19 protein-coding genes are annotated in these 25,754 nt (G+C 73.9%); 14 read left to right on the forward strand and 5 right to left on the reverse strand.

Annotated features, from left to right (window positions below):
- Positions 1–10: 10 nt before the first annotated feature.
- The 3 genes from ccrA to ACFQ87_RS20900 all read right to left on the reverse strand — a co-directional run bounded on the left by ccrA (position 11) and on the right by ACFQ87_RS20900 (position 4,604).
- Positions 11–1,348 carry a crotonyl-CoA carboxylase/reductase gene (ccrA, locus tag ACFQ87_RS20890; protein WP_380612273.1) on the reverse strand — a complete coding sequence of 446 codons (1,338 nt, stop codon included), beginning with the start codon at positions 1,346–1,348 and terminating at the stop codon, positions 11–13.
- Between the two features lie 368 nt (positions 1,349–1,716).
- Complete coding sequence (locus ACFQ87_RS20895) at positions 1,717–2,625, reverse strand: TetR family transcriptional regulator (protein WP_380612274.1); 909 nt, start codon at positions 2,623–2,625, stop codon at positions 1,717–1,719.
- Between the two features lie 203 nt (positions 2,626–2,828).
- Positions 2,829–4,604, reverse strand: a complete 1,776-nt coding sequence (locus ACFQ87_RS20900; RefSeq protein ID WP_380612275.1) for a 3-hydroxyacyl-CoA dehydrogenase family protein — start codon at positions 4,602–4,604, stop codon at positions 2,829–2,831.
- Positions 4,605–5,153: 549 nt separating this feature from the next.
- Here ACFQ87_RS20900 and ACFQ87_RS20905 point away from each other — a divergent pair.
- The 5 genes from ACFQ87_RS20905 to ACFQ87_RS20925 all read left to right on the forward strand — a co-directional run bounded on the left by ACFQ87_RS20905 (position 5,154) and on the right by ACFQ87_RS20925 (position 12,767).
- Positions 5,154–7,865, forward strand: coding sequence for an MXAN_6230/SCO0854 family RING domain-containing protein (locus tag ACFQ87_RS20905; protein ID WP_380612276.1), 2,712 nt, complete (start codon positions 5,154–5,156; stop codon positions 7,863–7,865).
- A 76-nt stretch (positions 7,866–7,941) separates the two neighbouring features.
- On the forward strand, positions 7,942–9,387 hold the full coding sequence (locus tag ACFQ87_RS20910) for a glutamine synthetase (RefSeq protein ID WP_380612277.1): 1,446 nt from the start codon (positions 7,942–7,944) through the stop codon (positions 9,385–9,387).
- A gap of 3 nt (positions 9,388–9,390) precedes the next feature.
- Positions 9,391–10,527 carry an amidohydrolase family protein gene (locus ACFQ87_RS20915; protein WP_380612278.1) on the forward strand — a complete coding sequence of 379 codons (1,137 nt, stop codon included), beginning with the start codon at positions 9,391–9,393 and terminating at the stop codon, positions 10,525–10,527.
- Between the two features lie 230 nt (positions 10,528–10,757).
- Positions 10,758–12,242 (forward strand): S8 family serine peptidase, encoded by a 1,485-nt coding sequence (locus ACFQ87_RS20920; protein ID WP_380612279.1) that lies wholly within the window; start codon positions 10,758–10,760, stop codon positions 12,240–12,242.
- A 216-nt stretch (positions 12,243–12,458) separates the two neighbouring features.
- A complete protein-coding gene (locus ACFQ87_RS20925; RefSeq protein ID WP_380612280.1) occupies positions 12,459–12,767 on the forward strand; it encodes a hypothetical protein in 309 nt (102 codons plus the stop codon).
- Between the two features lie 17 nt (positions 12,768–12,784).
- Here ACFQ87_RS20925 and ACFQ87_RS20930 read toward each other — a convergent pair whose 3' ends face one another.
- The gene (locus tag ACFQ87_RS20930) at positions 12,785–13,678 is read right to left on the reverse strand and encodes a HipA family kinase (RefSeq protein ID WP_380612281.1); all 894 of its coding nucleotides are present in this window, start codon (positions 13,676–13,678) and stop codon (positions 12,785–12,787) included.
- Positions 13,679–13,781: 103 nt separating this feature from the next.
- Between ACFQ87_RS20930 and ACFQ87_RS20935 the strand changes: the two genes are divergently transcribed.
- The 9 genes from ACFQ87_RS20935 (at position 13,782) to ACFQ87_RS20975 (ending at position 24,624) form a co-directional block, all read left to right on the forward strand.
- Positions 13,782–14,222 (forward strand): SRPBCC family protein, encoded by a 441-nt coding sequence (locus tag ACFQ87_RS20935; protein WP_380612282.1) that lies wholly within the window; start codon positions 13,782–13,784, stop codon positions 14,220–14,222.
- Between the two features lie 233 nt (positions 14,223–14,455).
- The gene (locus tag ACFQ87_RS20940; RefSeq protein ID WP_380612283.1) at positions 14,456–15,610 is read left to right on the forward strand and encodes a glycosyltransferase; all 1,155 of its coding nucleotides are present in this window, start codon (positions 14,456–14,458) and stop codon (positions 15,608–15,610) included.
- A gap of 394 nt (positions 15,611–16,004) precedes the next feature.
- The gene (locus tag ACFQ87_RS20945; protein WP_380612284.1) at positions 16,005–17,528 is read left to right on the forward strand and encodes a sugar transferase; all 1,524 of its coding nucleotides are present in this window, start codon (positions 16,005–16,007) and stop codon (positions 17,526–17,528) included.
- 5 nt (positions 17,529–17,533) lie between these two features.
- A complete protein-coding gene (locus ACFQ87_RS20950) occupies positions 17,534–18,910 on the forward strand; it encodes an O-antigen ligase family protein (protein WP_380612285.1) in 1,377 nt (458 codons plus the stop codon).
- Entirely contained in the window at positions 18,907–20,676 is a 1,770-nt protein-coding gene (locus ACFQ87_RS20955; protein ID WP_380612286.1) for a lipid II flippase MurJ, read from the forward strand. Before ACFQ87_RS20950 ends, ACFQ87_RS20955 begins: the two co-directional genes overlap by 4 nt.
- Positions 20,666–21,517 carry a polysaccharide deacetylase family protein gene (locus ACFQ87_RS20960; RefSeq protein WP_380612287.1) on the forward strand — a complete coding sequence of 284 codons (852 nt, stop codon included), beginning with the start codon at positions 20,666–20,668 and terminating at the stop codon, positions 21,515–21,517. Before ACFQ87_RS20955 ends, ACFQ87_RS20960 begins: the two co-directional genes overlap by 11 nt.
- Positions 21,514–22,629, forward strand: coding sequence for a glycosyltransferase (locus ACFQ87_RS20965; protein WP_380612288.1), 1,116 nt, complete (start codon positions 21,514–21,516; stop codon positions 22,627–22,629). The genes ACFQ87_RS20960 and ACFQ87_RS20965 overlap by 4 nt, the downstream gene beginning before the upstream one ends.
- A 46-nt stretch (positions 22,630–22,675) precedes the next feature.
- The gene (locus tag ACFQ87_RS20970; RefSeq protein ID WP_380612289.1) at positions 22,676–23,482 is read left to right on the forward strand and encodes a Wzz/FepE/Etk N-terminal domain-containing protein; all 807 of its coding nucleotides are present in this window, start codon (positions 22,676–22,678) and stop codon (positions 23,480–23,482) included.
- The gene (locus ACFQ87_RS20975; protein ID WP_380612290.1) at positions 23,479–24,624 is read left to right on the forward strand and encodes a GNAT family N-acetyltransferase; all 1,146 of its coding nucleotides are present in this window, start codon (positions 23,479–23,481) and stop codon (positions 24,622–24,624) included. Before ACFQ87_RS20970 ends, ACFQ87_RS20975 begins: the two co-directional genes overlap by 4 nt.
- A 20-nt stretch (positions 24,625–24,644) precedes the next feature.
- On the opposite strand, the gene ACFQ87_RS20980 is transcribed toward ACFQ87_RS20975, so the two are convergent.
- Entirely contained in the window at positions 24,645–25,739 is a 1,095-nt protein-coding gene (locus tag ACFQ87_RS20980) for a glycoside hydrolase family 26 protein (RefSeq protein WP_380612291.1), read from the reverse strand.
- Positions 25,740–25,754: the final 15 nt, after the last annotated feature.

Below are 25,754 nucleotides of genomic sequence, written 5' to 3' on the forward strand. Positions count from 1 at the left end.
CGGGTCCGTCTCACACGTTCCGGAAGCGGTTGATGGCGGGCAGGTGCTTCTCGCGCAGCTCGGCGTCGCGCACGCCCAGGCCCTCTTCCGGGGCCAGGCAGAGCACGCCGACCTTGCCCTGGTGCTTGTTGTGGTGCACGTCGAGGGCGGCCTGGCCGGTCTCCTCCAGGGAGTAGACCTTGGACAGGGTCGGGTGGATCTTGCCCTTGGCGATCAGCCGGTTGGCCTCGAAGGCCTCGCGGTAGTTGGCGAAGTGCGAGCCGACGATCCGCTTGAGCGACATCCACAGGTAGCGGTTGTCGTACTGGTGCATGTAGCCGGAGGTGGAGGCGCAGGTGACGATGGTGCCGCCCTTGCGGGTGACGTACACCGAGGCGCCGAAGGTCTCGCGGCCCGGGTGCTCGAAGACGATGTCCACGTCCTCGCCACCGGTGAACTCGCGGATCTTGGAGCCCAGGCGCTTCCATTCGCGCGGGTCCTGGTTGTTCTCGTCCTTCCAGAACTTGTAGCCCTCGGCCGAGCGGTCGATGATCGCCTCGGCACCCATGGCGCGGCAGATCTCGGCCTTGGCCTCGCTGGAGACCACGCAGATCGGGGTGGCGCCGCCGGCCAGCGCGTACTGGGTGGCGTACGAGCCGAGGCCGCCGCTGGCGCCCCAGATCAGCACGTTGTCCCCCTGCTTCATGCCGGCGCCGTTGCGCGAGACCAGCTGGCGGTAGGCGGTGGAGTTGACCAGGCCCGGGGAGGCGGCCTCCTCCCAGGTGAGGTGCTTCGGCTTGGGCAACAGCTGGTTGGTCTTCACCAGGGCGAGCTGGGCCAGGCCGCCGAAGTTGGTCTCGAAGCCCCAGATGCGCTGCTCCGGGTCCATCATCGTGTCGTTGTGGCCGTCCGCGGACTCCAGTTCGACCGAGAGGCAGTGGGCGACGACCTCGTCGCCGGGCTTCCAGGCGTTGACCCCGGCGCCGGTGCGCAGCACGACGCCCGCGAGGTCGGAGCCGACGACGTGGTACGGCAGGTCGTGGCGCTTGGTGAGCGGGGACAGGCGGCCGTAGCGCTCCAGGAAACCGAAGGTGGAGACCGGCTCGAAGATCGAGCTCCACACGGTGTTGTAGTTCACCGCGCTGGCCATGACGGCGACCAGGGCCTCGCCGGGACCCAGCTCGGGCAGGGCGACCTCGTCGAGGTGGAGGGACTTGCGAGGGTCCTTGTCGCGGCTGTCGAGGCCCGCGAACATCTGTTCCTCGTCCTTGTGGAGCGTGACCGCCCGGTAGGACTCGGGGAGCTTGATAGCCGCGAAGTCCGCCGACGTGGCGTCGGAGCTGAGGATCGCGTCGAGGATTTCCTGCATGGCTGCCTCCGAAGGCGTACCTGTGTGAGGGGCACAGGGCGTCTGGGGGAGCCGGGAGCGGACACCGGCTTCGCTGAGGTGGGTGGTTGGTGGTCAGGCTGTCGCCCGGTCGTGGACCGGGCGGGGGCTGGCACTGCTCCCGGGGTGTGGGAACGCCGGACGACGGCGCGCCGAGGTGGGAGCCGCGGCGCCGTGACTGGTGGGTAACAACGTAGTGGCACCCTGTGCCACTCGTAAAGACACCGGGTGTCAGGAATTCCGACGTTCTGGAAAGGCGTGGAACGCGCGTAGTGCGGGTGCGCCGAGGGCCCGCGCCGACTGTTCGGCGCGGGCCCTCGATATGCCTCTGAACAGCGTGAATAACCGCCTCAGGTGTCCCGGGCGCCACTCAGTGCGGCCCGGATGCTGTCCACCACGACGTCCAGCGGAGCGTCCGTCCGGGCGACTGTGATGAGCACCTCACCCCCGGGACTGGCACTCAGTGCGCTCTCCGCCACCACGTCCCCTGGCGCCCCACTGGCACCCGGTGCCACCACCGAGCCCCGGCGTCTGGCACCCGGCGCGCTGGCGGCCCAGAAGGTCCGTCGGATCACCTCGAAGGAGTGGTCCAGCTGGGCCTCCACATCGCCCCGGCCACCGGCCCGCAGCCAGCGCCGCAGCACGTGGTTGTGCGCCGCGACCACCGCCGCCGCCGACACCTCGGCCAGCATCGAGTCGTCCTCGCCGCCGCGCTGCCAGCCCGACGGGATGGACTCACCGGTGTCGAAGCGGCCCAGCAGGTAGCGGGTGAACAACCGCTCGTACCGGGCCACCACAGCGATCTCGCGCTCGCGCAGTGCCGGGACCTGACGGATCAACTGGTACCGCGCGACGGACACCCCCGGGGTGGAGGCGTACATCCGCAGCACCTCCTTGATGCCCCGGCAGACCACGTCCAGCGGGTGCTCCTCCGGTTCGGCGCTGGCCAGCAGGTCGGCCACCCGGACGAGGGTGTCGTCGTGGTCCGGGAAGATCGCCTCCTCCTTCGACCGGAAGTACCGGAAGAAGGTGCGCCGGGCCACCCCGGCGGCCGCCGCGATCTGATCGACCGTGGTCTCCTCGTAGCCCTGCGAGGCGAACAGCTCCATCGCGGCCGCGGCCAGGTCCTGGCGCATCTGCTGGCGCTGCGCCGCCGCCCGGCGGCTGCCCGGGCCGCCGTCCCCGGCGGAGGGGGGCGTCCGGTCGGTGCCGCGCGGCGCGGCGGACTGCTGCGGGGTGGCTGACTGAACCCGATCCATGCCCGGAACGCTACACGGCCCCGGCGGCGGCGCCGCGGCCCTTCCCCGGCGCACCGGCGCGACCGGGCCGGTCACGGCCGGTCTCGGCCAGCGCGCGGAGACCGTCCCCGGGGCCCACCCGGCGTCGTACGGGCCCGCTCCCGAGGTGTACGGGCCCGTACCCGGGTTGTACGGCACGGAGCCGCCCCCGGCCTGCGGGCTGGTCACCGGCGGGCGTGGTCGCGGAAGCCGCGGCCGGTCTTGCGGCCAAGGCAGCCGGCCGCGACCAGGTGCTCCAGCAGCGGCGCCGCGGCCAGGCCCGGCTCGCGGAACTCCTGGTGCAGCACCTGCTCGATGGTCAGCGACACGTCCAGGCCGACCACGTCCAGCAGCTCGAACGGGCCCATCGGGTAGCCGCAGCCCAGTTTCATCGCGGTGTCGATGTCGTCCACCGTCGCGTAGTGCTCCTGGAGCATCCGCACCGCGTCGTTCAGGTAGGGGAAGAGCAGCGCGTTGACGATGAAGCCGGCCCGGTCGCCGCACTCCACCGGGTGCTTGCGGACCTTGGCGGTCAGCTCCAGCACCGTCGCGGTGACGTCCGGGGCGGTCAGCACGGTGGAGACCACCTCGACCAGCTTCATCGCCGGGGCCGGGTTGAAGAAGTGCATGCCGATCACGTCCTGCGGCCGAGAGGTGGCGGTCGCGCAGCTGATCACCGGCAGCGAGGAGGTGGTGGTGGCGAGCACCGCGCCGGGGCGGACGATCTTGTCCAGGGTCGCGAACAGCTCCCGCTTGACCGCCAGGTCCTCGGCGACCGCCTCGACCACCAGGTCCACGTCCGCCAGCTCGGTGTACTGGCCGACCGGGGTGACCAGCTCCAGCGCGGCGTCCCGCTGCTCGGCGGACATCCGGCCCTTGGCGACCGAGCGCTCCAGCGACTTGGCCAGCTGTGCCTTGGCCTGGTCGGCCTTCTCCTGGCTACGGGCGGCCAGCAGCACGGGGTGCCCGGCCTTGGCGAAGACCTCGGCGATGCCGGTGGCCATCGTCCCCGAGCCGCAGACGCCGACGGTGTGCACGGCCCGGCCGGGCACCTTCGGCCGGGCCGGACCGGTCGCCGCGTCCACCGGCTTGGAGGAGCCCGGCGCCTCGTAGGTGTAGAAGCCGCGCCCGGACTTGCGGCCCAGCAGCCCGGCCGAGACCAGCTGGCCGAGGATCGGCGCGGGCGCGTGCAGCCGGTCGCGGGACTGCTCGTACATCGCCTCCAGCACGGTGCGCGCGGTGTCGATGCCGATCAGGTCGAGCAGCGCCAGCGGGCCCATCGGCAGGCCGCAGCCGAGCCGCATCGCGGCGTCGATGTCCTCCCGGGAGGCGTACTTGGACTCGTACATCGCCGCGGCCTGGTTCAGGTAGGCGAACAGCAGGCCGTTCACCACGAAGCCGGCCCGGTCGCCCGCCGCCACCGGCTCCTTGCCCAGGTCGCGGGCGAAGGCGGCGGCGTCCTCGGCGGTCTGCGGGGAGGTCAGCACGGTGCGGACCACCTCGACCAGCTTCATGGTGTGCACCGGGTTGAAGAAGTGCAGGCCCAGCACCCGCTCCGGGCGGGCGGTCGCGGCGGCGATCCGGGTCACCGACAGCGCCGTGGTGCCGGTGGCCAGCACCGTGCTCTCCGGGCAGATCCGGTCCAGCTCGGCGAAGACCTCCCGCTTCAGCTCCAGCTGCTCGGGCACCTCCTCGATCACCAGGTCCGCCTCGGCGGCGGCCGTCAGCTCGTGCCCGACCGAGATCCGGGCGAGCAGCGCGGTGCGCTCCTCGGCGGTGATCCGCTCCCGGTCGACCGCGTGCGCGGTCGCCGCCTCGATCCGGGCCAGCGCCCGGGCGGCGGAGTCCTCGCTCGCCTCGATGCCGATCACCCGGCGGCCGCTCTTGGCGACGGCGACCGCGACACCGGCACCCATCGTGCCGAGGCCGACGACGGCGACGGTGGGGAAGGGACGCTCCATGGTCCTGACTCCTAGTCATGAAGGGCCCGCGCGTGCTCCGGCGGGCACGCCGCCGCACCCGTCGACGGGGACGGGGGGCGGCCGCCGCCGGAGGAGGGTCCACGCGCGGGGCTGGGGAGATGACGGGTTACGGCGCACCCGGGCAGCGGCCGGTCCGCTCCGGCCGAACTGCGGGGTGTGCCGTGGTGCTCAGGCGCTCGAAGGTGAAGGAAGCGACTCTGATCCGAGGGGAGAAACCCGGCCCGCCGCGGTTCGCGGCACCGACCGGTGAAGACGCACCGCGCGCCCGCCGCAGACACGGCGACCGCGACCTCCCGCCGGTGCGGCTCCCGAAGCCCGGCGGTGGTACGCGTCCGGCCACTGTAGCGAAGCTACTCGCCGGTAGGAAGGGGGCGTGGGCGGAAAACCGTTCGGGGGCCGGGCCCGGTCTTCGCTAGGGTGATCGACGCGGGGGCGGCTCCGCGGCGTGCTTCCTTCTCCTCATCTTTCAAATGACCGAGTGCGCCCACTCTCCGCCCCCGCTTTGTCGTATCCACCGGGGGAAGAGCAGTGAAGAAGCAGAACTCCGCGGCCACCGGCGCCGCACTGGACGACTACCTCCTGCGCCGTCGCGGCATGGTCCTGGTCCAGGACGGAGCCGCGCCCGAAGAGCCGCAGCCGTGGACGGCCAAGGGCCTGATCGCCCTGGAGGCCGACCTGGCCCGGCGCGGACACGTACTGACCCGCGACCTGCGCACCGCCCTCGGCCGGCTCCGCCCGGCGGACCTCGCCGACGCCGGCACCCGCCTGCTGCGCAGGATCGACACCCTGCTCGGCAGCAGCCACCGGCACGAGCCGCTGTTCCGCCGCTTCCCCGAGGGCGTGCCCTCGCACGCCCACACCGACTACTCCGCACAGATCCGCGGCTACCTGCTCCGCCAGGCGAGCCAGCTCTGCCTGGTCTGCGAGCGCAGCAGCCTGGAGGCCGGGATCGGCGCCCTCGCCCCCTGTGCCCACCTGCTCTGCGGCGAGTGCTACGACGACCTGGTCGCGTCCTTCGACGACCGCCACTGCCCGGTCTGCCTCACCCCGGTGGAGCCGGACCGCCACCTCTCGCTCGACACCCGCGCCGCCCGCCACGCCGCCCGCGTCCTCCAGCCGGGCAGCCTGCTGCGGCCGCTGCGCCTAGCCGAGACCGGCGACCCGGCCGAAGTCGCCGGCACCGCACTGGCCGCCCTGCTCGCCCGGCAGACCCCGCTGAACCCGCAGGACCGCGAGGACCTCGCCCTGCTGCTGGACCACGCCCCGGCCGACCCGGCCGCCTGGCTGCCCGAGGCGATCCCGGTCCGGGAGAGCCGCGCCACCGTCCTGGCCGCCCTGCTGCGCCGCGACCCGGAGCACACCCGCCCGCTGCTCGCCGCCCACCTCACCACCGCCACCGACGTCCTGCGGCTGATCTGGGCCTGGTCCGGCGCCGAACCCGACCTGCTGCCCGAGACCGCCCGCAAGCTGCGGCTGCGCAACCTGCCCCGCCCGCTGCGCCGCGAACTCCTCGCCCTCCTGGACGCGTTCCCCGTCGGCACCCTCGCCGAGGACCTGCGTCGCCACCGGCAGGCCTGGCTGCGGGCCGGCGAACTGCTGCACCCGTACGAGCACCGCGAGCGCTTCCCGTACGCGGCGGCCGCCTTCGCCGTGCTCCGGCAGAGCGACCTCGACCTGCACGGCCTCGGTCCGCAGCTGCGCGAGGCGCCCGCCCCGCTGCGGGTGCGCGAGACGCCCGGCGGCCACACCCGGCTGACCGTGGAGACCTTCGCCGCCCAGGTCGAGCACGCCCTCGAACAGGGCGATCTGCCCGCCGCCGTGCGCCTGCTGGCCCGCCGTCCCGGCGAACTGGTCCGCCGACTGCACCACCTGCTGCGTGTGCACGCCACCTGGTTCCGCGGCGAGCCGCTGCCCGCCGCACTCGCCGAAGCACTGCCGGCCGCCCTGCGCGCGGTCGCCCCCGGTCCGCTGCTCGGTGCGTACGGACGGCTGCGCGCGCCGCGCGAGATCGGCGAGCGACGGCTGTACTTCCCGCGCGGCCGGGTCGCTTCGGCACACTCCCGCTTCGACTGGGGCACGCCCGTCCCGGCCGATCTGAGCGCGCCGGTCTGCGCCCTGATCGAGGCCGAACTGCTGCGCCGGGCCGGGCGGTCGGCGGCCGCTGCGGGGCGCTGCGACGTGGCCGTGCTGGACGCCGGCCTGGCCGACCTGGTGGTCCCGTTCGCCGAGCGGGCCAGTGCCAAGACCCTGGTCGCCGTCCCGCGCGGCAGCGTGCAGCGGCTCCCGCACGGGCAGTACCTGCGACTGTTCGTGCACTGGATGCAGCGCCAGCACCAGCGGGTCGACCTCGACCTGTCGGTCGCCTTCTACGACGAGGAATGGCAGTTCACCGGGCTCTGCGACTACACCCGGCTGGTCCTCGGCCCGCGTGCCGCCGTCCACTCCGGCGACTTCACCACCGCCCCGCCGCCGCACGGCGCCACCGAGTTCGTCGACCTCGACCTGCGGGCGCTGGGCAAGGCCCGCGCCCGGTACGCCGTGGTGGTGGTGTTTAGCTACAACGACATCCCTTTCGAGGACCTCGCCGAGGCGTTCGCCGGCTTCATGACCCTGACCCCCTCCGAGGCGGCCCGGCAGCGCAAGGGCAGCTTCCACCCCGGGAGCGTCCGCCAGCGGCTGGACCTCGCCGGGGACGCCAGGATCTGCGTGCCGATGATCGTCGACTTCCAGACCCGCAGCTACACCTGGACCGACCTCAACGTCACCGCGGGCGCCGGGTTCCACAACCTCTACCGGCACCACGCCGAGATCGGCTCGCTGGCCCACTCGGTGACCACCCACTTCGCCACGGGCAGCCGGGCCACCCTGTGGGACCTCGGCTGCGCCGCCGCCGCGGCCGCCAGCGACGAGGTGTGGGTGCGTGACCGGACCGGCCGCGGGCTGGACCGCTACCGCCGGGGCGTGGACGAACCGGTGGCCGCGTTCGCCGAGCGGCTGCGCGGGCGGCACGAGAGCGACCACCGCACCGAGCAGCCGGCCGACGACACCGCCCGGCTGATCGCCGAACGCCTCGGCGACGCACGGGCGTTCGCGGCCCTGGTGCACGCCGACGTGCCCGCCCCGGCAGGGGCGAGCGGCACGCTCTACCGGCTCTACCCGGGCCCGCTGGACGCCGCCCCGGATGCCCTGGAGCGGATCACCGCCGGGGAGTTGGTCGCCCGCTTCGCCCCGAACGGGTGAACGGGCGGATGGTCGTCCGTTTGGACCACCCGATAGGGGAGTTACGCAACCCCAACGGGCGGGGCAGCATGGAGACATGACCACCATCGGAAGTGTCACCGCCCGGGTCGCCGACCCCGTCGAGGGGCCCGGCCGCGGCGCCCTCGCGCCTGCCGTCGCGCTGCCCCCGCGGGCCGAGCGCGCCGAGCGGGCCGAGGAGGCCGCCGACCGGCTGCGCGCCTCCGCCGTCGAGGTGGTGGCCGTCACCTGGGTGGACAACGCCGGCATCACCCGGGTCAAGGCGGTGCCGCTCGGCGGCCTGGTGCACGCCGCCGAATGGGGCGTCGGCGCCGCGCCCTGCTTCGACGTGTTCCTCGCCGACGACTCCATCACCACCAGCCCGATCATCGGCGGCCCCACCGGGGACCTGCGGCTCTACCCCGACCTCGACCGGATCGTCCCGCTGGCCGCCCAGCCCGGCTGGGCCTGGGCCCCGGGGGACCGCCACACCCAGGCCGGCGGACCGCACCCCGGCTGCCAGCGGCTGTTCGCCCGCCGGATGGAGGCCGCCGCGGCCGCGCGCGGGCTGAGCCTCAAGGCCGGCATCGAGGTCGAGTGGGTGGTCGCGCTGGACGGCCCCCCGCAGGAGGCACCGCAGTACCCGACGTACGGCCCGGCCTACGGGATGCACCGGCTCACCGACCTCTCCGACTACCTGCGCGACGTCGTGCGCGCCCTCGGCGAGCAGGGGTTGGGCGTGCTGCAGATCCACCCCGAGTACGCCCCGGGCCAGTTCGAGGTCTCGGTCGCCCCCGAGGGCCCGGTCGGCGCCGCCGACACCGCGGTGCTGGTCCGGCACACCATCCGGGCCGTCTCCGCCAAGCACGGCCTGCGGGCCTCCTTCGCCCCCGTGGTCGAGCCCGACGGGGTCGGCAACGGCGGGCACCTGCACTTCAGCCTCTGGCGGGACGGGCGCAACCTCGGCCACGGCGGCCCCGGGCCGCACGGCCTGACCGCCGAGGCCGAGGGCTTCGTCGCCGGGGTGCTGGAGGCGCTGCCCGAGCTGCTGGTGCTGGGCTGCTCCAGCCCGGCCGGCTATCTGCGCCTGGTGCCCCAGCGCTGGGCCGGCGCCTACCGGTGCTGGGGCCTGGAGAACCGGGAGGCCGCGCTGCGCCTGGTCACCGGCTCCACCGGGGAGCGCGCCGCAACCGCGAACGCCGAGGTCAAGTGCTTCGACGCGAGTGCCAACCCGTACCTGGCGGTCGGCGCGGTGCTCGCCGCAGGCCTGGCCGGGCTGGAGCAATGCCGGTCGCTGCCGCCGGAGTTCACCGGTGATCCGGCCGCCGCCGAGCCCGGCACGGTGCCCCGGCTGCCGCAGAGCCCAGCCGAGGCGATCGCCGCCTACGAGCGCTCGGCGGTGCTGCGCGAGGCGCTCGGCGATCCGTTGTACCAGGCGGTGCTGGCGGTGCGCCGGGCCGAGGCCGAGCAGTACGCGGCCGTCGGGCCCGAGGAGTTGATCGCCGCCACCCGCTGGCGGTACTGACCGATGGCGGCCCGGCTGGAGGCGGCGACGCTGGAGCTTGCGGCGCTGGTCGACCACCACTGCCACAGCGTGGTGGCGGCCGAGCTCGCCGACGACGCCCTGGCCGGGCTGCTCACCGAGTCCGACCGCCCGCCCGCGCCAGGCTGTTCGCCCTTCGACAGCGCGATCGGCCTGGCGGTGCGGCGCTGGTGCCCGCCCGCGCTCGGCCTGCCCGCGCACACCCCGGCCGTCGACTACCTGGCCCGGCGGCGCGAGCTGGGCGCCGCCGAGGCCACCCGCCGGCTGCTCACGGCCGCGGGGCTGGACACCTGTCTGGTGGACACCGGGCTGACCGCCGCGGCCGGCCGCGAGCTGCTGCCGCTGACCGAACTCGCCGAGGCCACCGGGGCGGTGGTGCGCGAGGTGGTCCGGCTGGAGACGGTCGCCGAGGCGGTGACGGCCGGCGCCGAGGACTGGCCGCGGTCCGTCGGCGAGGCACTCGCGGCGGCCGCCGCGGGCGCCGTCGCGGTCAAGTCGGTGCTCGCCTACCGGCACGGCCTGGCCGCCCCGGCCGAGCGGCCCGCGCGCGCCGCCGTGGTGGCCGCCGCCGGGGCCTGGCTGCACGGCGGCCGCGGTCGGCTGGCCGACCCGGTGCTGCTGCACCACCTGCTCTGGACGGCCGTGGACGTCTGCGCCGATCTGGGTCTGCCGATCCAACTCCACACCGGCTTCGGCGATCCCGACCTCACCCTGCACCGCGCCGACCCGTCCCTGCTGACCGACTTCGTTCGGGCCGCCGAGCCGAGCGGCGTCCCGCTGGTGCTGCTGCACGCCTACCCCTACCACCGGCAGGCAGCCTGGCTGGCCCAGGCCTTCCCGACGGTGTACACCGACCTCGGGCTGACGGCCTCCTACACCGGCCCGCGGGTGACGGCCGTCCTCGGCGAGATGCTGGAACTGGCACCGTTCGGTAAATTGCTGTTCTCCACCGACGCCTACGGGCTGCCCGAACTGTTCCTGGTGGGCACCGCCCAGTTCCGGCACGGACTGGGCGCGCTGCTGGCCGACTGGCAGGCGGACGGCGCCTGTTCGGCGGCGGACGGGCAGCGCCTGGCGCGGACGATCGCCGCCGACAACGCGCGCCGGCTGTACGCGCTCTGAGGTACGTGCTCTAGACCGTCGGCTCGTCGACGAACCATCACTTTTTAACAATCTTTACCTCTGTTGCCCCTGTTGAGCTGCGGACTCGCAAGCTCCAGTGTTGGTTGAGATGTGACGATTAGATGACTACCTCTTGCGCATATCAGCGAATATTCATTAAGTTCCGGTCATTCCCAGCGCACCTGCCACGCCGCAGCTGCCGCTTTGACGACTCGGGAGGGCCAACCCCAATGAGAGTTCCTCGGATCAGCCGGACCCGGTACGCGGCGGTGGGCGTTGTGCTCGCCACCGCCGGCGCCCTCGCGCTCCCGGCCGGCACCGCCGTCGCGGCGCCCACCGGCGACTCGACGACCGGTCCGCTGCTCAGCTACGTCGTCAACACCAAGGCCAACCACGGCCAGGTGCAGAAGGTCGAGAAGGCCGTCACCGGCCTCGGCGGCACGGTGGTTCAGTCGTACGAGCAGATCGGCGTCGTGATCGCCCGCTCGAACGACACCAAGTTCGCGGAGAAGCTGCGTCTGGCCAAGGGCGTCGACTCCGTCGGTGCCAGCCGCACCAAGGGCATCACCGCCTCCGACCAGGGCAAGGCCGACGTCGCCGCCGAGCCCGTCGGCACCGCCGCCGACGGCCAGGAGCCGTACGAGGCCAACCAGTGGGACATGCGCCAGATCGGTGTCGACAAGGCGCACAAGATCTCGCTCGGCAGCCGCAACGTCACCGTCGGCGTGCTGGACTCCGGCATCGACGCCACCCACGAGGACCTGGCCGCCAACGTGGACGCCTCGCAGTCGGTCTCCTGCATCGACGGCAAGACGAACACCGACTGGAAGGCCTGGCAGCCCACCACCAGCGACCACGGCACCCACGTGGCCGGCACCATCGCCGCCGCCAAGAACGGCAAGGGCATCGTCGGCATCGCCCCGAACGTGAAGCTGGCCGCGGTCAAGGTCGTCGACGACGCCGGCATGATCTACCCGGAGAACGCGGTCTGCGGCTTCGTCTGGGCCGGCGAGCACGGCTTCAAGGTGACCAACAACAGCTACTACGTCGACCCGTGGATGTTCAACTGCCAGAACGACAAGGACCAGGCCGCGATCACGGACGCCGTCCGTAAGGCCGTCGCGTTCTCGCAGCGCAAGGGCGTCCTGAACGTCGCTGCCGCGGGCAACGAGAACATCGACCTGGCGCACAAGACCACCGACGTCTCCAGCCCGGACGACACCACCCCCGGCACCCGCCCGGTCACCAACGACTGCCTGTCGCTGCCGACCGAGCTGCCCGGCGTCATCGCGGTCTCCGCGGTGGGTGTCAACGGCGACAAGTCGTACTACTCCAGCTACGGCAAGGGCGTCGTGACCGTCGCCGCGCCGGGTGGTGACAAGCGCTACCAGATCCCGAACACCCCGGACAAGGACGGCCGCATCCTGTCCACCATCCCGGGCAACAAGTACGGCTACATGCAGGGCACCTCGATGGCCACCCCGCACGTCACCGGTGTGGTCGCGCTGCTGGCCTCCACCTTCCCGTGGGCCAGCCCGGACGAGCTGACCGAGCTGCTGACCAACCAGGCCGAGTCCCACCCGTGCCCGACCGGCGAGTTCAACCCGGGCGGCGCCGGCCAGTGGAAGGCCACCTGTGAGGGCGGCGCGGACGACAACGGCTTCTACGGCGCGGGCATCATCAACGCCGAGAAGGCGGTCCAGTGGTGGCGCTGAGGCGCTGACCATCATGTACTGAGCACTGAGCACTGAGCACTGAGCACTGAGCACTGAGCACTGAGCACTGAGCACTGAACGCTGAGCTGGGGAGCGGGGCCCATGGTCCCGCTCCCCAGCCGCGTTTGAGTACCCGTACTCAGGCCGCCGCCCCGCCCGCCGAACAGGATGGATCCGTAACCGTAACCACCGGAGCCACCACAGGAGTTGAGCGGCATGGTCGAGACCCTCCCCCGTACCCGGAACAGGCTCGCGCTGGCCCTGGGCGTGGGCCAACTCCTCCTCGCCGCGCCGATGCTGATGCCTCTTGGTCTCGGTGCCTTCATGGTCGGGGTGATGGCGTTCGCCAGCGGCGAGACCGGCGGATTGGTCTATCCAGTGCTGGTGGCGCTGGGCCCGCTGTTGGGCCTGGGCGTCGCGTTCCTGATCGCGCGGGTGCAGCAGCTGCACAAGGACGTCGCGTTCGCGTTGATCGGCTTCGGTCTGCTGGCCGGCACCGCGATCGAGTACCACTGGCTGGGTTAGCGCCTGGCCCCCGGCCCTCACTCGAAGTGGTGCTCCCAGACCGTCTCCACCGACGGCTTGCCGTGCAGGTCCGGCACCTCCCGCAACCAGGCCGGCCGACCGGCCCGGGTGCGCGCCGCCCGTCGTAGCTCCGCCTCGCGCATCTGCTCGGGGGTGGCGAAGCCCTCCGGCAGCCACTCCTCGGAGAGCACCACCCGGGCGGCGAGATGGGTGACGTAGGCGTGCCGGACGGCGTCCACCGAATCGAAGCCGGGCTCGTCGGTCAGCCACTCGTCCGGGACCAGCGCGACCACCTCCTCCAGCAGCTCCACGGTGACCAGCGGCCCGAGGTCCTCGTCGGCCAGCCGGACGTCCGGGGCCGAGCCGCCGAGCGCATGGGTGCTGAGGTCGTACCGCTTGCCGACCGAGGCCTCCGCGGTGGCCCAGCGGTGGTGGAAGATCAGCGCGGCGCCGTTGTCGATCAGCCAGAGCCGGTCGTGCCAGACCACCAGGTTGGGGTTGTGCACGGTGCGGTCGACGTTGCCGGTGAGTGCGTCCAGCCAGACCACCCGTCCGGCCTCGGCGGAGTCCACCGGGACCATCCCCGGCCGGTAGTCCCGCGCGCCGGGCAGCAGGTCCATCCCGAGGTTGAGGCCGCCGCTGGCCTTGAGCATGTCCTGGATCTCGGCGTCGGGCTCGTCCGCGGCCACCACCGGGTCGAAGTCCACCAGCCGCAGCTCCGGCACCCGCAGCCCCAGCCGCCGGGCCAGCTCGCCGACGATCACCTCGGCCACCAGCGCCTTGCGGCCCTGGGCGGCGCCGGTGAACTTGACCACGTACGTTCCCAGGTCGTCGGTCTCCACCACCCCGGGCACCGAGCCGCCGGCCCGCAGCGGGTCCACGTAGCGCAGCGCAGTCACCAGATCGAGCACACCGGCCACCCTATCCCGCCGCGTCGCGGCCGCGCCCCTGTGATTGTCTTGCCGGTGAGAGCGGTACGGAGAGCGGTACCCACCACACGAGGAGAGCAAGGTCATGGGACAGGTGCAGGCCACCACCGAGCGGGTCTACGACGCCACCCCCGAGCGGGTGTACGAGGCGCTGGCCGACTACCAGGTGACCCGCCCCAAGCTGCTGCCCGCGCAGTACAGCGAGTACGAGGTCCGGGTCGGCGGCACCGGCGCCGGCACCCAGGTGCACTGGAAGCTGCAGGCCACCGAGAAGCGGGTGCGCGACTGCCTGTTCACCGTCTCGGCGCCCAAGCCCGACCAGCTGGTGGAGAAGGACGCCAACTCCAGCATGGTGATCACCTGGACCGTCGCCGCCGCCGGCGAGGGCCGCAGCAAGGTCACCGTGACCGCCACCTGGCAGGGCGCGACCGGCATCGGGGGCTTCTTCGAGCGGACCTTCGCCCCCAAGGGCCTGAACCGGATCCACGACCAGGTGCTGGCCAACCTGGACGCCGAGGTCCGCTGAGCCCTTCCCGGACACCGACGGAATCCCGAAGGAATTCCGGAGGAATCCCGAAGGAAATCGAAGGATCGCCGACACGACTCCGGCGGTTCCGGTGAAGCGGGAAAATCGCCCGGAATTTCGAGCGATCCGTCCACCCGTACGAGCCGAAAGCCGTACGGGTGGACGGCCCGCCACCTCCGGGTGACGCGAGCCGTCCAATATGGGGGAGCCATCCTAGGCTCGCCGCCGTGCATATGACGATCCTTCACATTTCGCAGCCGGTGGACGGCGGAGTCGCCCGCGTCGTCGTCGATCTGGTCCGAGGGCAGCGCGATGCCGGGCACCGGGTGCTGGTCGCCTGCCCGTCGGGCGGCCGGCTCGCCGGGGAGGCGGCCGCGGCGGGCGCGCTGGTCCAGGACTGGCCCGCCGAACGCTCGCCAGGCCCGTCCACCGCCGCCGAGGCCTGGCGGCTGCGCCGGATCGTCCGGGCCGCCGCGCCCGATGTGGTCCACCTGCACAGCGCCAAAGCCGGGCTGGCCGGCCGGCTGGCGGTGCGCGGCGCGGTGCCGACCGTCTTCCAGCCGCACGCCTGGTCCTTCGCCGCGGTGGACGGCCCGCTGGCCGCCGCCACCCTGCGCTGGGAGCGCTTCGCGACCCGTTGGGCGCACCGGCTGCTGTGCGTCAGCGTCCAGGAACGGGCCGACGGCGTGGCCGCCGGGGTGCACGCCGACTGGGCGGTGGTGCCCAACGGCGTGGACGTGCGTCACTACGGGCCCGCCGACCGCCGGGCCGCCCGGATCGCGCTCGGCCTGGATCTGGACGCCCCGCTCGCGGTCTGCGTCGGGCGGCTGTGCCGGCAGAAGGGCCAGGACGTACTGCTGGCCGCCTGGCCGGAGGTGCTGCGCCGGGTACCGCAGGCCCGGCTGGCGCTGGTCGGCGGCGGGCCGGACGAGCAGCGGACCGCGGAGCTGGTGCGGGGGTCGGCCGAGCCGTCCCGGGTCAGGCTGGTCGGGGACGTGCCGGATCCGCGCCCGTGGCTGGCGGCGGCCGACCTGGTGGTGCAGCCCTCGCGCTGGGAGGGGATGGCACTGGCCCCGCTGGAGGCGATGGCGGCCGCCCGTCCGGTGCTGCTGACCGATGTGCCGGGGGCGCGTGAGTGCCTGCCGCAGGCGGTGCGCGCGCAGGCGGTGGTGCCGCCGGAGGACGTGACCGCGCTCGCCACCCGAATGGCGGAAGCGCTGTCCGATCTGATCGAGTGCGAGCGACGCGGTGCCCGATTGCGTGACCACGTGGCCGCCCGTCATGACGTCCGGACCGTGGTCGAACAGGTGGACGTCCTCTACCGCCACCTGCTGGGTGCCGGCCCGGCCGCCGGGCGGCGCCGGGCCCGTGTCCCAGAGCGGATCTGATCGTTTCACATGCCGTGAATACCCGCCGATCAGGCGATGTTGTATTCGCACCCCCAGCCGGATAAGGGGTGGGGCGTCAAATCCGAAATACCTATTAATGGGCGGCTGGAATGAAACGGAAAGTCAACCTCCAGCCCCCATGGCCCGATTCGGTATTGTCGGATTTTTCCTGCTTAGTTTTGATTTCATCCCGGGCATTCGCGCCAGAGCCCATCGCGACCGCGTCCCGTACGACCGGCCGTTCCGTGATCGGCCCCGACGCGGGAGAACCGAAAGCCGCCAGCGGTAGCAGGTGCTGTCAGGACCGCGCCCGCCGGGCCGGGACGGCCGCCCGACGCCTACCGGTGCCGGGGCACCGTCACCCCGGGCACACAGCAGGGGAGTTCGTGCGCTGATGACCATTGACCACGAGAGCGTGCCGCGATCCGGCGGGCCCCTGGCCGGCCCGCGCCGGCCCGCCACCGGGCTGCTCGACCGGCCGACCGGATCGGCGTACACCCGGGCGGTGCCGCCGCCCAGCCGGCACCGCAGGGCGATCCGCTCCCGGCTCGCCCTGCCGCTCGCGCTGGTCCAGGTCGACGCGATCGCGCTGTGCATCGCCACCGGCATCGCCAACCGGGCCGTCGACCCGGCCGTGCCGCTCGCCCCGCTGCTCGGCGTCCCCGCCGTCCTGCCGCTGCTCCTGCTGCTCAACCTGGCCGGTGGCCTGTACCGCGCCCGGCTCACCCTGTCCGTCCTGGACGAACTGCCCGCGCTGGCCGTCCGGGCCGTGGTCGCCACCGCCTTCGCGGTCACCCTGGCCGACTGCCTGGACGGCCGCTGGCCCGACTGCGGCCCGGCCACCCCGGCCCGCCTCACCGTCCTGCTCGGCGCCCAGCTGCTGATCGCCGCCGTCGGCCGGGCCGTCCTCTACCACCTGGTCCGGCGGATCCGCCGCGGTCGCCCCAGCCCCGCCCTGGTGCTCGGCGCCGGCCGGCTCGGCCGCAAGGTCGCCACCGCCCTGAGCGAGCACGGCGAGTACGGGATGCGCCCGGTCGGCTTCCTGGACGCCGACCCGCCGCTGCTGGTCGGCGACACCGGCCTGCCCGTCCTCGGCGGCCGCGAGGTGCTGGAGCGCGAGGTCCGCCGGTACCGGGTCCAGCACGTGATCGCCACCGCCGGCGCCGCCGACGAGGCCGAGACCGCCGCCGCCCTGCGCGACGCCGTCCGGCTCGGCTGCCAGGTCTGGCTGGTGCCCGCGCTGCGCGAGTACGGCTCGCTGCCGACCGCCCCGATCTCCGGCGGCGACCACCTGTGGGGCTTCCCCTGCCTGCGGGTCGGCCGCCCGGCCATGGGCCGCCCCGGCTGGGCCGCCAAGCGCGCCCTGGACGTCACCGCCGCCGGCCTCGGCCTGCTGCTGCTCGCCCCCGTCCTGGTGCTCTGCGCCCTCGCCGTCCGCTTCGACACGGGCCCCGGCGTGCTCTTCCGCCAGCAGCGCACCGGGCTGGACGGCCGGGTCTTCACCGTCCTCAAGTTCCGCACCCTGCGGCCCAGCAGCGAGCACGAGGCGGCGACCCGCTGGAACATCTCCCAGGACCACCGGATGGGCGCCGTCGGCCGCCTGCTGCGCAAGAGCTCGCTGGACGAGCTGCCGCAGCTGTGGAACGTGCTGCGCGGCGACATGAGCCTGATCGGCCCGCGCCCCGAACGCCCCTACTTCGTCATGCGGTTCAGCCAGGCCTACCCCGAGTACGCCGACCGGCACCGCGTCCCGGTCGGCCTCACCGGCCTCGCCCAGGTGAACGGCCTGCGCGGGGACACCTCGATCGAGGACCGGGCCCGCTTCGACAACCGCTACATCGAGAGCTGGAGCCTCTGGCAGGACGTCAAGATCCTGTGCCGTACCGCGGCCCTGATGCTCCACCCGGACGGGAGCTGACCCGCGTGGAGCTGACCTTTCCCGCCGATCCCGCTCCGAGCGCCCGAGGGGCGAGCGGGCGAGTAGCAGTCTTACGGCGGGCCCTGCCCGCGCTCGCGGACCGGCCCAGCCTGCTGGCCGCGGCCACCGTCCTGCTGGTCTGCGTGCCCACCGGCGAGAAGGACGTCACCGCCGCCGTCCACGTCACCGCCGCCGACCTCGCCTCGCTCGCCCTGGTCGCCCTCACCGCGCTGAACCTGCTGCGTGGCAGGCTGCCCGCGCTCAGCCGCGCCACCTGCGTGCTGTTCGGCGGGATCGTGGTCGCCGCCGCCGTCGCCACCGTCGGCTCGATCGACCCGGCCACCAGCGTCACCGGCTTCGTCCGGCTCACCCAGATCTTCGTCCTGGTCCCCGCCGGGGTGCTCTGCTCGCTGCGTGACCGCACCGACCAGCGCCTGGTCCTCGGCTCCTTCGTCCTCGCCGCGCTGATCCAGGGCGTGGTCGGCACCCACCAGTACCTCACCCGCACCGGCGCCTCCTACACCGGCCAGCCGATCCGGGCCGTCGGCACCTTCGGCGCGCTGGACATCATGGCGATGTCCACCGTGGTCAGCTACGGCCTGCTCGCCGCCCTCGCCCTGGCGCTCGGCGAGCGCGGCCCCGGCGGCGACGTCCGGCTGCGGCGGGCGATGTCCGCCGCCGCCGCCTTCCTCGCCTTCCCGCTCGCCGTCTCCTTCAGCCGTGGCAGCTGGATCGCCACCGGCGTCGCCGCCACCGTCCTGCTGCTGCGCGTCGACGCCCGACTGCTGGTGCGCGGCGCCGTCCTCGGCCTCGCCGCCGCGGTCGTCCTGGTCGGCGGTCTCGGCCTCGGCGCCTCCGGCGTCACCCAACGCCTCAGCTCGATCGGCTCCGTCTCCGCCGCCCCCGACCAGTCCGTCTCCGACCGCTACGACCTGTGGGCCACCGCCGGGCGGATCTGGCAGGACCACCCCGTGCACGGCGCCGGACCGAAGGCCTTCCCGAAGCTGCGCGACAGCCACGCCCCGCTGCGGCTGTCCTCCGGCAGCGACGCCGCCGACTCCACCATCGGCTTCCAGCGCGAGCCGCTGCTCTCCCCGCACAACATGTACTTCCTGGTGCTCAGCGAGCAGGGCCTGATCGGCATCACCGCCTACGCCGCGCTCTTCCTCAGCCTGCTGCTCGGCTGCCTGCGGCACCGCCGCGGCCCGGCGCTGGCCGCGCTCGCCCTGCTCACCTGGGTGCTGGTCGACTTCCTGTACGCCGACATCGGCGGCACCACCACCGTGCTGACCTCCGTCGTCCTCGGCCTCGCCGCCCGCGCCGCCGTCCAGGGGGCGGACCGCCCCGAGCGCTCCGGAGGCGAGTGGGCGATGACGCTGTGACCACCGACCAGCCAGCCGCGCTCGCCTCCACCCTTCCGGCCCCCCGCAGCGCCCCCGTCCCGCCGCTGCCCCCCGGGCGCGACCCGGCGCCCCGGTGCGGCTTCCTCGCCAAGGCCTTCGGCATCACCGCCGTGCTCAGTGCGGCTGGCTCCGGCCTCGGACTGCTGCGTGACCTCCTGCTGGCCCGCTACTTCGGCGCCAACCAGGGCACCGACGCCTTCCTGGTCGCCTGGACCGTCCCCGAGACGGCCGCGCCGCTGCTGATCGAGGACGCCATGTCCTTCCTCATGGTGCCCGCCTTCGCCCTCGCCCTGGTGCTGCGCGAGGAGGACCCGGACGCCCCCGACCCGGTCCGCCAGCTGGTCCGCGCCACCCTGCCGTGGCTGCTGCTCGCCCTCAGCGGCCTCGCCCTGGCCGCCGCGCTCGGCGCCCCCCAGCTGGTCGAACTGCTCGCGCCCGGCCTTCCCGACCCGGGCCTGGCCGTCGACTGCACCCGGATCACCGCGATCACCGTGCTGCCGTTCGGCCTGGTCGGCTACCTGGCCGCCGCGCTGCGCGCCCACCACTGCTTCACCGCCCCGGCCGGCATCTACGTCGCCTACAACCTCGGCATCCTGGCCCTGCTGCTCGGTTTCCACGGCCACCTCGGCGTCCGCTCCGCCGCCTTCGGCGTCGCGCTCGGCAGCCTGCTGATGGCCGGCCTGCTGATCGGCCCGTTCCTGCGCCGACTGCGCCGGGGCCAGGCCGCCACCGGCCGCAACCGGCGCTCCCGCCGCACCCTGGTGCTGATGCCGCTGGCCCTGCTGCCGGTGGCGGCCTTCACCCTGACCCGGCAGGCCCAGGTCTTCGTCGAGCGCTACCTCGGATCGGCCCTGCCGCCCGGCACCATCTCGCACCTCAACTACGCCGCCAAGGTCTCCCAACTCGCCATGACGGCGGCCATCCTGATCTGCACCGTCACCTTCCCGCTGGTCGCCCGGGCGCTCGCGGCCGGAGACCTCGCCGCCGCCCGCGACCGGGTCGAGAAGGACCTCGGCCAGGCAGCGGCGGTGGTCCTGCTCGGCACCGCCTTCCTGATGGCCTGCGCCCCCTCGGTGGTCTCGCTGCTGTTCGAGCGCGGCGCCTTCGGCCCCAGCGACACCGCCGCCACCGCCGACGTCATCAGGGTGTACAGCTTCGGGCTGCCCGCCCAGGCGCTGACCGGCGTGATGATCCGCCCGTACTTCTCGCTGCGCCCGGTGGTCCGCCGGGCCGACGACCCGCGCACCGAGGACGGTGGCCGCCGGCTGCTGGACTGGTACCCGGCCGCCGCGATGGTGCTCGGCCTCGGCGTCACCGTCGCGGTCGGCCTGCTCGCCACGAGCCGGTTCGGCGCCCTCGGCCTCGCCGCCGGGAACGCCGCCGGGATCACCACCACCGCGGCGCTGCTGCTGCGCGGCCTGGTGCTGCGCGGCATCCCGCTGCGGCTGAGCCGGGTGCTCCGCGGCCACGGACGGCTGGTCGCCGCCGCCGCCGGGGCCACCGTGCTCGGCATCGCCGTGGCCGGCCTGGCCGACGATCCGCTGCTCTCGACCCTCCTCGGGGGCCTCACCGTGGCGCTGGCCTTCGCCGCCCTCGGCACCGGCCTCGGTGCCCGCGAGGTGCGCGGCCCGGTCCTGGCCGCCGCCCGGGTCCTGAACCCGCCGACCGGGCCTCTGAACCAGCAGACCGGGCCTCTTGACCCGCCAACCGTCGCCGATGAAGGGAAGCTTCCCCATGGACAATGAACGGGGAACCGTCCGTTCGGCCCAGGCGGGCGTCACCAACGCCCCGCCCGACCGGGCGCGACTGCCCAGGAGCCGCCGCCCGGTCGGCGAACCGGCCGCCCCCGGCTCCTCCTCGCCGTGGATCCTGATGTACCACTCGGTGGCGGTCGAGGAGGAGGACCCCTACCAACTCACCGTCAGCCCCGAGCGGTTCGCCGAGCAGATCGCCTGGCTGCACCGGCGCGGGCGGCGCGGGGTCTCGGTCCGCGAGCTGATGCGGGCCCGGGCCCAGGACCGGGACGACAGACTGGTCGGCCTGACCTTCGACGACGGCTACGCCGACTTCGCCCACTACGCCGTACCGATTCTGCAGGCGTACGGCTTCACCGCCACCGCGTACGTGGTCGCCGACCTGCTCGGGCAGGACAACGGCTGGGACACCGAGGGCCCGCGCAAGAAGCTGCTCAGCGCCGAGGAGGTGACCGAACTCGCCGCCGCGGGTTGGGAGATCGGCTCGCACGGCCTCGGGCACCAGGCGTTGCCCGGCCTGCCCGCCGACGTCCTCGCGGTGCAGACCCGGGAGAGCCGTCGCTTGCTGGAGGAGGTGGTCGACGGCCCCGTCACCGGCTTCTGCTACCCGTACGGCGCCGTCGACCGGCCCGCCGCCCTGGCTGTGCGCGACGCCGGGTACGACTACGCCTGCGCCATCACCCACTCCCCGCTCACCGGCCGCTTCGCCCTGCCGCGCTGCTACGTCGGCGACCGCGACGGCGCCTGGCGGCTGCGCGCCAAGAAGGGCCGGCACCGGCTGCGCGACGCCGTCGCCGAGCTGCGGCGTGTTCGCAAGGAGCGTCGGACGTGAAGGTGCTGCACATCGTCACCGGGCTCGCCTCCGGCGGGGCCGAGCGCCAACTACGCCTGCTGCTGCGGCACTTGCCGCCGCACCAGCGGTGTGAGGTGCTCGCCCTGACCAACCCCGGCGCGGTCGCCGACGCGCTGCGAGCCGACGGGGTGACCGTCCACCACCTCGGCATGCGCGGCAACCGGGACCTCGGCGCGCTGCCCCGGCTGGTCCGGCTGGTCCGGGCCGGCCGCTACGACGTGGTGCACACCCACCTCTACCGGGCGCAGCTGTACGGCAGGCTGGCCGCGCGGCTGGCCGGGGTGCGCGCGGTGGTCTCCACCGAGCACTCGCTGCACGCCGGGGTGATCGAGGGCCGGCCGGTCACCCGGGGCGTCAAGGGCCTCTACCTGGCGGCCGAGCGGCTCGGCTGCACCACCGTCGCGGTCTCCCGCCAGGTCGCCCAGACCCTGCGCTCCTGGGGCGTCCCGCCGGGCCGGATCGAGCTGATCCCCAACGGCATCGACACCGCCGGCTACCGCCGCCCGCCCGCCGAGCGGACCGCCGCCCGCCGCCGGGTGCGGGCCGAACTCGGCCTGCCGGAGGGCGGCTGGGTGGTCGGCGCGGTGGGCCGGCTGGTCCCCGGCAAGCGCTTCGAGGTGCTGCTGGAGGCGCTGGTCGAGCTCGACCCGGCCACTCGGCTGGTGCTGGTCGGCGAGGGCTCCGAGCGCGCCGCGCTGGAGCGGCGGGCCGCCGAACTCGGTGTCCGGGAGCGGCTGGTGCTCACCGGCGAGCGCGACGACGTGCCCGACCTGCTGGCCGCGATGGACGTGCTGGTCGCCCCCTCCACCGCGGAGACCTTCGGCCTCGGCGTTCTGGAGGGCCTCGCGGCCGGGCTGCCGGTGCGGCACAGTGCCTGCCCGGCACTGGACGAACTGCCGCCCAGCGCCGCCCCGCAGGCCCGTCGGATCCCCTCCGAGCCCGCCGCGTACGCCGCCGCGCTGCGCGACCTGCGGCAGCTGAGCGGCCACACCGCCGACCCGCTGCCGCACCCGCCGGCCGTCGGCCACTACGACATCGCCCGGGTCGCCGCCGACCTGGGCGCCCTCTACGACCGGCTGGCCCGCGCTTGACCGCCCGCCGCCGGTTCCGCCGTCCCATCCCCAAGGAGCCACACCCATGACCACACCGCGCCGAAGTGCCCGCCGCCTGGTCCGCCGCTGGTGGCCGGTGGCGCTCGCGGTGCCGCTGGGCGCTGCGGCCGGCGCCGGGTACGCCGTCGTCTCGCACCCCTCGTACTCCGCCACCGCCTACGTCCTCGTGGTGCCGCAGAACCCGGGGGAGGCGGCGACCGCGACCAACTTCGCCCAGGCGTACGGGCGGCTGGCGGGCCAGCCGCAGGTGCTCGCGGTCGCGGCCGCCGAGACCGGCCACACCCGGGGCGAGCTGGAGTCCCTGGTGTCGGGGACGACCTCCCCGGACGCGCCGATGATCGAGATCACCGGCACCGGGAAGCGCGCCCAGGAGGCCGCCCAGACCGCCGACGCGGTGGCCCGCTCGCTGGTCTCCTTCGCCAACGCCAGCAGCAGGGACACCAACGTCCGGCTGGTGACGCTGGCCCCGGCCGCCGCACCGGACAAGCCGACCACGCCCGCCGCCCAGCTGGACGTCGCGGTCGGCGCCGCGGCCGGGGTGCTGCTCGGGTCGCTGGTGATGATGACCCGCCGCCGTGGCGGGGCCGCCGCCGAGCCCGAGGCCGTCGAGGGCGTCGAGACCGTCGCGGCTCCGCGGGCCGCCGAGCCGGCCGGGGCCCCGGCCGCCCCCCGCCCGCGCAGCGGGGAGTCGGCAGCCAAGGCCGAGCCCCGGCCCCGGCCGAAGAGCGAGTCGAAGGCCGAGCCGACGAGCGACGCCAAAGCCGTGGCCGAGCCCGAGGCCGCCGCCAAGCCCTCGGCCAAGGAGAAGGCCGCCGCCGGGAGCAAGCGATGAGTACCGAGGCCCGCGCCGCGGGCCTGCCGGCCCAGTCGGCGGCGCCGGCCTGGACCACCGAGCTGCACCGCGAGGACGACGCCCTCGACACCCTCGCCGAGGAGTGGGACGACCTGGCGGCCCGCTGCCGGACCGCCACCTTCTTCCAGGCTGCCGCCTGGCAGCGCTCCTGGTGGCGCCACTACGGCCGCCCCGGCGCGCTGCTGGTGGTGCTGGTCCGCCGGGACGGTCGGCTGGTCGGCGCGGGCGCCTTCATGCGGCGCCCCGGCCCGTTCGGCGGTCTGACCGGCCTGGGCGCCGGGCTGGTCGACTACGGCGACATCCTGCTCGACGACGAGTGCGCCGACCGGGCCGCCGCCGAGTTCGCCGCCGCCCTTCCGCTCACCCGGCCCTGGCACTGGCTGGAGCTGCGCGAGGTCCACCCCGAGGCGGCGGTGCAGCGGGTGTACGAGCACTGGCGCGGGGCCCGCCGGCGCTGCCGGGACTCGCTCTGCCAGTACCTCCCCGCCGTCCCGATGGAGCGGCTGCTCAAGCGGGTGCCCGGCAAGACCGCCCAGCGCACCCGGGTGAAGATGCGCAAGATCGCCGAGGCCGGGGTGCAGGTGCGCTCCACGCCGGCGGCCGAGGTGCCCGCCGCGCTGGAGGGGCTGCTGCGGCTGCACTTCCTGCAGTGGCAGGACCGCGGCGTCACTCCTGAGCACCGGACCGAGCGCTTCGCCCGGCACCTGACCGAGTCCACCACCGGGCTGGTCGCCACCGGCCGGGCGGCCGTCCACCAGTTCCACCTGAACGGCGAACTGGTCGCGGTGAACCTGCTGCTGCTCTGCCCCTCCTTCGGCGGGCTGTACCTGTACGGCGCCCATCCGGCGCTGCGCGAGCGGCTGGACATCGCCGGGCTGCTGTTCAACGCCGCCCTGGACGAGGCGGTCGGCACGGGCATCCCGGTGCTCGGCCTGATGCGCGGTCAGGAGCCGTACAAGCAGCGCTGGCGGCCGGACCAACTCCACAACCAGCGGCTGCTGTTGGGGCCGGCGGCCGCCGCCCGGGCCGGGGCGGTGCACGCCCGGCAATCGGCGGCGCACCTGCTGCGCCCCCGCTTCCCCAAGCTGGGGGAGGCCCTGCTGGCCCGCCGCCGCGGCTGAGCGTCCGCACCGCCCGCCGCTCACCGCCGCGAGGGCGTCCCGGCCGAGGAGGGGCTCGCCGTCGGCACCACCGCCGGCGCTCCCTTCGAACCGGACATCAGCTCCTTGAACGCGGCGGTCGAGCGCGGATTGCTCTTGCACTGGTAGAAGCCGTGCGGGCAGTAGTCGGTGACGGTCTGGTAGGCAGTGTCGTGGGTGCGCATCCACTCGACCATCCGCCGGACGAACTCGGGGTTGTCGCCGTTGCGGAACAGCCCCCACTCCGGGTACGAGACCGGCTTGCCGTGCTTGGCGGCGAACTCCACCTGGTCCTGCAGGCCGTACGGCTCGCGCACGTAGTCGTCGAAGGTGCTCCCGGCCGGCTGGTCGTAGCTGTCCATGCCGATGATGTCGACCACGTCGTCGCCGGGGTAGCACTTGGTCCACGGGATCGCGTCCAGGCCCCGGGTCGGGTTGAAGTCGAAGCGGAACCGCTGCCCGGGCACCGAGCGCATCACCCCGACGATCCGCCGCCAGTACGCCTTCCACGCGGTGGGGTCGGGCTTGCAGCGGTGGGTGTAGGTGACGCCGTTCATCTCCCAGCCGAGGGTGATGACGGTGTCCGAGCCGCCGAGCGCGACCAGCCGGTGGGCGAGCCGGAGGAAGTGGCTGTCGAAGTCCCCGCGCGAGCCCTGGGCGAGCAGCCTGGCGACCTCGCCGTCCGACACGTTCGCCTCGTTGGGCACCAGCATCGGCACGCCGAGCACCAGCATCCGGGACGGGTCGGCCAGCCGCCACTGCGACCACATGTCGAGCACCACCGGCTCGCCCTCGATATCGGCCCAGCCGTTGCCTGCCAGATAGGTGTGGCCGACCTGAATGTTCGCGTCGCCCAGCCAGCGGGAGTACTCGCCGATCTGCGGGATGTGGTCGTCCCAGGAGCCGACGAAGGCGCCGAACGGCGGTTCGTGCTCCGGTCGTCGGACCGGCTGGCGGGGGGCGGCGCCGCGCGGTTCGAAGGCGTCCGAGGAGAGGGTGTGCCGCTCGGTCCGGCTGAGCGGCGTCCCGGCCGGGACGCTGGCCGTGGCCGTCAGCAGCAGAGCGGCGGCGGCCAGCGTCAGACGGCCGATTCGCATGGTCTCTCCTCCGGG

Source organism: Kitasatospora sp. NPDC056531, assembly GCF_042794375.1.
Taxonomy (GTDB): Bacteria; Actinomycetota; Actinomycetes; order Streptomycetales; family Streptomycetaceae; genus Kitasatospora.

Coding starts and splice junctions, on each gene's coding strand:
- ACFQ87_RS20900 (WP_380612275.1), bottom strand. CDS start 4,604: ATGGAGCGTCCCTTCCCCACCGTCGCCGTCGTCGGCCTCGGCACGATG.
- ACFQ87_RS20970 (WP_380612289.1), top strand. CDS start 22,676: ATGACCACACCGCGCCGAAGTGCCCGCCGCCTGGTCCGCCGCTGGTGG.
- ACFQ87_RS20935 (WP_380612282.1), top strand. CDS start 13,782: ATGGGACAGGTGCAGGCCACCACCGAGCGGGTCTACGACGCCACCCCC.
- ACFQ87_RS20920 (WP_380612279.1), top strand. CDS start 10,758: ATGAGAGTTCCTCGGATCAGCCGGACCCGGTACGCGGCGGTGGGCGTT.
- ACFQ87_RS20895 (WP_380612274.1), bottom strand. CDS start 2,625: ATGGATCGGGTTCAGTCAGCCACCCCGCAGCAGTCCGCCGCGCCGCGC.
- ACFQ87_RS20980 (WP_380612291.1), bottom strand. CDS start 25,739: ATGCGAATCGGCCGTCTGACGCTGGCCGCCGCCGCTCTGCTGCTGACG.
- ACFQ87_RS20945 (WP_380612284.1), top strand. CDS start 16,005: ATGACCATTGACCACGAGAGCGTGCCGCGATCCGGCGGGCCCCTGGCC.
- ACFQ87_RS20975 (WP_380612290.1), top strand. CDS start 23,479: ATGAGTACCGAGGCCCGCGCCGCGGGCCTGCCGGCCCAGTCGGCGGCG.
- ACFQ87_RS20915 (WP_380612278.1), top strand. CDS start 9,391: ATGGCGGCCCGGCTGGAGGCGGCGACGCTGGAGCTTGCGGCGCTGGTC.
- ACFQ87_RS20960 (WP_380612287.1), top strand. CDS start 20,666: ATGGACAATGAACGGGGAACCGTCCGTTCGGCCCAGGCGGGCGTCACC.
- ACFQ87_RS20910 (WP_380612277.1), top strand. CDS start 7,942: ATGACCACCATCGGAAGTGTCACCGCCCGGGTCGCCGACCCCGTCGAG.
- ccrA (WP_380612273.1), bottom strand. CDS start 1,348: ATGCAGGAAATCCTCGACGCGATCCTCAGCTCCGACGCCACGTCGGCG.
- ACFQ87_RS20925 (WP_380612280.1), top strand. CDS start 12,459: ATGGTCGAGACCCTCCCCCGTACCCGGAACAGGCTCGCGCTGGCCCTG.
- ACFQ87_RS20940 (WP_380612283.1), top strand. CDS start 14,456: ATGACGATCCTTCACATTTCGCAGCCGGTGGACGGCGGAGTCGCCCGC.